This is a genomic window from Phreatobacter sp., from assembly GCF_030691135.1.
In the GTDB taxonomy this organism is placed as follows: domain Bacteria; phylum Pseudomonadota; class Alphaproteobacteria; order Rhizobiales; family Phreatobacteraceae; genus Phreatobacter.
Genome location: NZ_JAUYFA010000030.1, coordinates 1 through 7,359 on the forward strand (window position 1 = coordinate 1; position 7,359 = coordinate 7,359).

Genomic DNA, 7,359 nt, shown 5'->3' on the forward strand with positions numbered 1-7,359 from the left:
CGCCGCATCGACGCCTCCGGCCGCAGCGCCGACGCAGCATGGCGCCGTCCGCTTTTCCTCCGTCTTCGGCACGAGGAGGCGCTGACATGGCACGGCACCGGGGACGCGGCATGGCGTCCGTCAACTATCCCATCGGCATGAACCTCGGCGGCGACCCGAGCCAGGCGCTGATCCACTCCAATCCGGACGGCAAGTTCACCGTCGCCCTCTCCGCCATCGATCTCGGCCAGGGGATGAAGCAGGTGACACGGCAGGTGGCGGCGGAAACGCTCGGCGTGCCGATGGAGGACGTCTATGTCGACACGGCCGACAGCGACACCGGCCCGCACGACATGGGCAGCTTCGCCTCGCGCGGGACGCATCGCATGGGCAATGCGGTGATCGCCGCCGCACGCGAGGCGCGCGGCGTGCTGCTCGAGGCGGCTGCCGAGGAGCTTGAGGTCAATGCCGGGGATCTCGTCACCGACGGCAGGGGCAATATCCACGTGAAGGGCGCGCCCTCGCGCTCGATCACGGTCAAGGCGACCGCCCAGGCGGCGCAGTTCAAGCAGGGCAAGACGATCGCCGGGCGCGGCATCTTCCTCATCCCGCTGTCGACGGTCGATCCGCAGACCGGCGAACTGAACCCCAACACCGCCTTCGCCCATGCCAGCCTCGTCGCCGATGTCGAGGTCGACGACGAAACCGGCGAAGTCACCGTGCTGAAGATGGCCTCCGCCTACGAGCTCGGCCGGGCGATCAATCCGAAGATGGTCGAGCAGCAGCTGGTGGGCGGCGCCTGGATGGGCATCAGCCACGCGCTCTACGAGACGCCGGAACCCTATTATCCCAATCCCGACCACGGCCCTCGGGACTTCAACGAATATCTGATGCCGGGTCCCGGCGACGTCGCACCCTATTCGATAACCGTCCTGGAGCGCCCCGCCCCCGACGGTCCGTTCGGTGGCAAGGGGCCGGGCGAGATGTGCGCCAATCCCGTGCTGCCGGCCATTGCCAACGCCGTCTACAACGCCGTGGGGGTCAGGGTGAACGACCTTCCGATCACACCGGAAAAGGTCCTGCGCGGCATCAAGGCGAATGGTGGCGCGCGGCCGCAACCGCGCCGTGGCGGCGGGGGCTGACGGGATGGCGTTGCAACCCCCCATCGCCGGCCTGTCGAGCCCCGAGGCGCTGTCGGACGCCCTGAGATCGGCGCTGTACCTCGCCGACGACGGCATCGCCACGGCCGGCTTCCTCGCGCTGGCCCTCGGCAAGCCGCTGCTGCTCGAGGGGGCGCCCGGTGTCGGCAAGACCGAGGCCGCCAAGGCACTGGCGGGGATCCTCGGCCGGCAACTCATCCGCCTGCAGTGCTTCGAGGGCATCGACGCCTCCGCGGCACTCTACGAGTGGAACTATCCCCGCCAGATGCTCGCCATCCGCCAGGCGCGCGAGGGCGACACGATCGACATCTACCGCGACGATTTCCTCATCGAGCGCCCGATGCTGGCAGCGCTCAGGCGGCCGGATTCGACGGTGTTGCTGATCGACGAGATCGACCGCTCCGACCATGAGTTCGAGGCCTTCCTGCTGGAGTTCCTGTCGGACTTCTCCATCTCGATCCCCGAACGCGGCACGCTGCGCGCCGCCGATCGACCGGTGGTCGTCCTCACCTCAAATCGCACCCGCGACCTGCACGAGGCGCTGCGCCGCCGCTGCGTCTACCACTACATCCCCTATCCCGATCCGGCGCGCGAGGCGGCCATCATCATGCTGCGCTCCTCCGCCGTGGCCGAGGGCACGGCGCGGGCGGTGGTGCACGCCGTCGGCCTCCTCCGGCAGGAACCGCTCACCAAGCCGCCGGGCGTGGCGGAAGCCGTCGACTGGGCGGAGGCGGCGACCGCCCTGCACCGGACCGGCGCGTCCTGGCCGGACGCCTTCCGCCGTTCGATCGGCACGGCCCTGAAGGACGAAGAGGACTTCGCGCTCATGCGCCCGCGCATGGACGCCTTCATCAAGGCGGTGGCCGCATGACGCCGCCGGTCGCCCTGCCGCGCTTGCCGGCCGCAGCCAGGCCCCTGGTCGCCTTCGCGGCAGTGCTGCGCGCCAACGGCTTCGCCGTGGCGCCGGAACAGACCGTGCTCTTCCTCAGCGCCGTGCAGCTGCTCGGGCCGCGCTCCATCGAGGATGTGCGCAAGGCTGCGGTGGCGACGATCGGCCCCCCATTCGAGCGGCGGGACACGTTCGACGCCTTGTTCGACACGCATTTCCTCGGTGCCGTCGGCGAACCCGGTGCGGACGATGAATGGCAGCCCGACGACGAGATGAAGGTCGAGGAGGAGGGCGCTGGCCAGGAAATTCTCATCGGCGAGGAAGTGCATGAGACCGGCCGCGAGGCGACGTCAGCCGAGGCCCTGGCGGTGCGCCAGTTGCAGCCCCCGGACGACAGCGGCACCCTCCGCCGCTTCGTGCGTGACCTGCCGGACGCCCTGCCGCGGCGGCGTGGCTATCGCCACCGGCGCGCCCGGCGCGGCAGCGGTTTCGATCTGGCGGCCAGCCTGAAGGCCGCCATCCGCAACGACGGGGAGGTCATGGCGCTGAAGCGCTGGCGGCGCAGCACCCGCGTCAGGCCGGTCCTGCTGCTGATCGATGTGTCAGGCTCGATGAAGCAGCGCACCGACGCCAATCTCGCCCTCGCCCACGCCCTGGTGCAGGGCGCACCGCGGGTCGAGGTCTTCACCTTCGGAACGCGACTGACCCGCCTCACCACCGCGCTGAAGCGCCGGAACCGCACCCGGGCCCTCGCCATCGCCGCCGATCTGGTCGCCGACTGGGACGGCGGCACACGGATCGGCGACGCCCTTGAGACCTTCCTCGCGGTCCCCCGCTTTGCCGGCTATGCACGCGGCGCCGTCGTCCTGATCCTGTCGGACGGGCTGGAGCGCGGCGATCCCGCCGCCATGATCCGGGCGGTCCGGCACCTCGCTGCGCGGGCGCACCGGATCGACTGGCTGTCGCCCCTGGCGACCGGGCAGGACTACCGCCCGGAGACCGAGGGGCTCGCCGCCATCCGGCCCTTCATCACGTCGCTGACCAATGGCGCGACGACCGCCGCCATCTGTCACCATGTCCTGTCGATCGGCCGGGAGCGCGCGGCATGATCGACGCCCATTTCCATATCTGGCGCCAGGCCGACCTGCCCTGGCTCACCGGGCCCATGCAGCCGCGGATCTTCGGCCCCTATGAGCCGATCCGGCGCGACTATCCGGTGACCGAATATCTCGCCGATGCCGCCGCGGCGGGCATGACCGAGGCCGTCTATGTCCAGGCCAACTGGCCGGTGGACCGCTTCGTCGAGGAAGCCGCCTTCGTCGCCGAAGCCTCGGACGCCAGCGGTTTTCCCATCGCCATCGTCGCCTATGCCGACTTGCTGGCCGACGACGCCCGCCCGCAGCTTGATGCCCTCGCCAGCAATGCCCGGGTCCGCGGCGTGCGCCAGCAACTTCACTGGCACCAGAACCCGCTCTACCGCTTTGCCGCAGATCCGGATCTGGCCCGCCACCCGACGCTTCAGCGCAACGTCGCCCGTCTCGCCGACTATGGCTGGAGTTTCGACCTGCAGGTCTTCACCGGGCAGATGGCGGGGGCTGCCGCTCTCGCCGATGCCTGTCCCGGCGTGACCTTCGTCCTGCAGCATGCCGGCATGCTGGAGGATCTCTCTGAGGACGGCATGGATGCATGGCGCTCGGGCATGGCCATGCTCGCCGCAAGGCCGAACGTCGTCAGCAAGCTTTCCGGGCTCGGGACGTTCCTGCGCCGCAACGATCCCGGCCATGTCGCCATGGTCGTCCGGGAAACGCTGACATTGTTCGGCGCCGGGCGCTGCCTGTTCGGTTCCAATTTTCCGATCGAGAAGCTCTGGACCACCTATGCCGCGCTCCTCGACGCCCATCGGGCCGCCGTCCCCGACGGGGATCGTGCCGCTGTCTTTTCATCAACCGCCAAGCGGGTCTACCGGCTGGCCTGACAACAATCGGAGGGAACGATGCCACTTGAGATCAAGATCCTCGACTACGGCGACATCGAGCTGGAATCGAGCTTTCTGGTGCTCGGCCGCGGCTGCGGCCAGCGCAAGCGCACCTATACCTACGGTTTCCTGATTCTCGGCGGCCCCTGGCCCGTGGTCGTCGATACCGGCTACCGCCACAACCAGATCATGGAGAGCCTCGGCATGCGCGGGCTCCAGTTCCACGAGAACATGATCGAGAACCAGCTGATGAAATACGGCGTGCGCATGGGCGACGTCCGCTATGTCGCCCATACCCACCTGCACATCGACCACGCCGGCAAGGACGAGCTGTTCCCGATGAACACCACGGTGATCATCAACCGGCGGGAGCTGGAATACTCGGTCTCCGGCCTGATGCATCCGCAATATCCGGCCCCCGACATCAAGCACCTGATCGACCGCCTTCACACGAAACATGCGCTGCGGCTCGAAGACCTCGAACTGACGGGGATGATCGAACTCTTTCCCGGCTGTTATCTGGAAGCGGCCGGCGCCCATACCGAAGGCTCGATGAACGTCCATGTCGACACGGCCGAGGGCCGGGCGACGATCTGCGGCGACGTGATCTACGATTTCCACGACCAGATCATCAATCCGTTCCACGAGATCCATGCCGACGAACCCCGGGTCACCGGCAATCACGGGACCTCGAAACGCCAGGAGAAGGCGGCGATCAAGAAGCTCCTGAACTCGTCCCGCTTCCTCCTGCCGGTGCACGACAAGCCGGCCAAGATCGAGGCGGGTCAGGTCGTCGCAAGGCTCGACATGGCGGTGCCGGGTCCGGTCACCCAGTCGCTGCCGCCACGGGCCTGGTTCCCCGCCTGATCCCTGTCCGTCCCTTCGGCCTCCCGCATGGAGGCCACCGAGCGAGATCGCCCCATGAGCACCCATGTCGCCGTCACGCCGGCCTTCAACGGCCTCATCGACCCCTGGACGCCGGTGCGCCAGCTCGGCACCGGCTTCCAGTTCACCGAAGGGCCGATCTGGCATCCGAAGGACGGTTATCTTCTGTTCTCCGACATGCCCGGCGACGTGCGCCGTCGATGGGACCGGACGGGAATCCGCGAGGTCATGCGTCCGGCCAACAAGTGCAACGGGATGACCTATGACGGCGAACTCAACCTGATCGTCTGCGAGCACGCGACCTCGACCCTGGTGCGCGAGCGGCCGGACGGGCGGCGGGAAGTGCTCGCCTCCCATGTCGACGGGCGCGAGCTCAACAGCCCCAACGACGTCGTGGTGAAATCCGACGGCGCCATCTACTTCTCCGACCCCTGGTATGGCCGCATGCCGGTCTATGGCGTCGAGCGGCCGCGGCAGCTCGGCTTCCAGGGGGTCTATCGCATTCCGCCGGGTGGCGGCGCGCCGCAGCTCCTTGTCGACCGCTACCTCTTCGAGCAGCCCAACGGCCTGTGCTTCTCGCCCGACGAGAAGCACCTCTACGTGAACGATACGGCGCAACAGCTGATCCGCGTGTTCGACGTGCTCCCGAACGGATCCCTCGGCGTCAGCCGCATCTTCGCCTCCGGCATCGTCTCCCCCTCCGAGCCCGGCGTCCCCGATGGGATGAAGTGCGACACGATGGGCAATGTCTGGGTCTGCGGTCCCGGTGGGGTCTGGGTCTATTCCCCGGCCGCAGTGCTGATCGGAAAGGTGCGGGTTCCCGAACTCGTCGGCAACCTGACCTGGGGCGGGCCCGATTTCCGCACCCTGTTCATGACAGCGACCCATTCGCTCTACGCCGTCGAGACCAAGGTCGGTCCGCGGTCCGAGCCCTACATGATCGCGGCCGGCGCGGCCCGCCCCGGCCCGGGTTCACGCGCGGATGGACCCGCCGCAGCGGCGGTTTCCCGCAACGGCGCGCTGAAGTGCGCCCCCGGCTATGCGCTCGACGCCGGGCGTTGCGCCGTCATCGTCCAGGACATGCAGAACGATGTGGTGATGGAGGGCGGAGCCTTCGCCGCGTCCGGGTCACCGGCCCATTGCCGGGAGCAGAATGCCATCGCCAATGCCGCCCGCCTCGCCGCCGCCGCACGCGGCAAGGGCGTCCCCGTCATCCACGTCTGGTTCCTCGTCGATCCCGGCTGCCCCGGCGTCACCATGAACGCCCCGCTCTTCGAGGGGCTCGCCGACGCCAAGGCACTGGTGCGCGGCACCTGGGGCGCGGCGCCGGTACCCGGCCTCGAGGCCATGGCGGGAGACCACGTGGTGGAGAAGCAGCGCATGAGTGCCTGGGAGGGCTCTCGTCTCGAAACCGTGCTGAGGGCCCTCGGCCGCGACATCGTCATCGTCACCGGCGCCTGGACCAACATGTCGATCGAGCACACGGCGCGCACCGGTGCCGACAAGGGATACTACATGATGGTACCGGAGGATGCCTGTTCGACGATGAATGCCGAGTGGCACACGGCATCAGTCAATTACGCGCTGCAGAACGTGGCGGTGGTGACCGACGCCGACGCGATCATCGGGGCCTGGGACTGACGCAGCAGGACTCCGGCGCCGCCGGTCTGGGCCTCAGCGCCGGGCCGCCGACCTACGCCACCGCCAGCCATTGCGTGCCGAGCGCGCCGCTCACCGTGCCCCACCCGCCGAAGGTGCCGGCGTTCATGTCAGCGAAGTAGGTGGTGCCGTCGGCAAGGTTCTGGACGATGACATCGCGCCAGCCGTCATTGTCGACATCGGCCGAGCCGCGCACGTCCCAGCCGGCGAGCCCGTTCGCCACCACGCCCCAGCCGGCATTGGTGCCGCCAAGCATGTTGACCCACCAGATGTCGGAAGTGGTCGTGTTGCGGAAGACCACGTCGGCATAGCCGTCACCGTTGATGTCGGCGGCCTCGCGCGCCACCCACTGCGCGCCGACGGCTCCCGACACCAAACCCCACTGGCCGTTGGCGACGTCGCGGTAGTAGGTCGTGCCGTCGGCGATGTTCTGGACCAGCACATCCGAGGCGCCATCGGTGTTGAAGTCGCCGAGGCCGACGGTGCGCCAGCCGGTGCCGAGATTGGGCCCGAGCACCCAGTTGCCGAAGGTGCCGCCGGAATCCATGTCGGCGATATAGTTGATGCCGGTGGCGTTGTCGCGCACCAGCACGTCGGGCGTGCCGTCGCGGGTGACGTCGCCCGAGGCGATCGCCTGGAAGGCGTTGGTGAGCCCCGTGTTGACCACGCCCCAGACCGGAGCGCCGGAGGCGATGTTCACCGTGTAGATCGAACCGGTGTTCGTGTCCTGCACCAGCGTGTCGGCCCGCCCGTCGCCGGAGAAGTCGTCGGACCCGACAAGGCGCCAGCCGGCGGGCAGCGAGCCCAGCACA

General features: G+C 68.5%; 7 protein-coding genes. 6 read left to right on the forward strand and 1 reads right to left on the reverse strand.

Going from position 1 to position 7,359, the window contains the following annotated elements:
- Positions 1-86 precede the first annotated feature (86 nt).
- Genes Q8O26_RS04640 through Q8O26_RS04665 form a run of 6 tightly spaced genes read left to right on the forward strand, consistent with a single transcriptional unit; the run spans position 87 to position 6,529 of the window.
- Positions 87-1,121, forward strand: coding sequence for a xanthine dehydrogenase family protein molybdopterin-binding subunit (locus tag Q8O26_RS04640; protein WP_305573961.1), 1,035 nt, complete (start codon positions 87-89; stop codon positions 1,119-1,121).
- A gap of 4 nt (positions 1,122-1,125) precedes the next feature.
- On the forward strand, positions 1,126-2,010 hold the full coding sequence (locus Q8O26_RS04645) for a MoxR family ATPase (protein ID WP_305573962.1): 885 nt from the start codon (positions 1,126-1,128) through the stop codon (positions 2,008-2,010).
- Positions 2,007-3,137 (forward strand): VWA domain-containing protein, encoded by a 1,131-nt coding sequence (locus tag Q8O26_RS04650; RefSeq protein ID WP_305573964.1) that lies wholly within the window; start codon positions 2,007-2,009, stop codon positions 3,135-3,137. Before Q8O26_RS04645 ends, Q8O26_RS04650 begins: the two co-directional genes overlap by 4 nt.
- The gene (locus Q8O26_RS04655; RefSeq protein ID WP_305573966.1) at positions 3,134-4,003 is read left to right on the forward strand and encodes an amidohydrolase; all 870 of its coding nucleotides are present in this window, start codon (positions 3,134-3,136) and stop codon (positions 4,001-4,003) included. The genes Q8O26_RS04650 and Q8O26_RS04655 overlap by 4 nt, the downstream gene beginning before the upstream one ends.
- 18 nt (positions 4,004-4,021) lie before the next feature.
- Positions 4,022-4,870 (forward strand): MBL fold metallo-hydrolase, encoded by an 849-nt coding sequence (locus Q8O26_RS04660; RefSeq protein ID WP_305573968.1) that lies wholly within the window; start codon positions 4,022-4,024, stop codon positions 4,868-4,870.
- Between the two features lie 54 nt (positions 4,871-4,924).
- A complete protein-coding gene (locus Q8O26_RS04665) occupies positions 4,925-6,529 on the forward strand; it encodes an isochorismatase family protein (RefSeq protein WP_305573970.1) in 1,605 nt (534 codons plus the stop codon).
- A gap of 52 nt (positions 6,530-6,581) precedes the next feature.
- On the opposite strand, the gene Q8O26_RS04670 is transcribed toward Q8O26_RS04665, so the two are convergent.
- Positions 6,582-7,359 (reverse strand): VCBS repeat-containing protein (locus tag Q8O26_RS04670; protein WP_305573972.1); only part of this gene is annotated, 778 nt, incomplete at its 5' end.

Bases quoted from the DNA above. Each gene is read 5' to 3' on its own strand.
- Q8O26_RS04645 (WP_305573962.1), top strand. From the start codon at position 1,126: ATGGCGTTGCAACCCCCCATCGCCGGCCTGTCGAGCCCCGAGGCGCTG.
- Q8O26_RS04655 (WP_305573966.1), top strand. From the start codon at position 3,134: ATGATCGACGCCCATTTCCATATCTGGCGCCAGGCCGACCTGCCCTGG.
- Q8O26_RS04665 (WP_305573970.1), top strand. From the start codon at position 4,925: ATGAGCACCCATGTCGCCGTCACGCCGGCCTTCAACGGCCTCATCGAC.
- Q8O26_RS04660 (WP_305573968.1), top strand. From the start codon at position 4,022: ATGCCACTTGAGATCAAGATCCTCGACTACGGCGACATCGAGCTGGAA.
- Q8O26_RS04640 (WP_305573961.1), top strand. From the start codon at position 87: ATGGCACGGCACCGGGGACGCGGCATGGCGTCCGTCAACTATCCCATC.
- Q8O26_RS04650 (WP_305573964.1), top strand. From the start codon at position 2,007: ATGACGCCGCCGGTCGCCCTGCCGCGCTTGCCGGCCGCAGCCAGGCCC.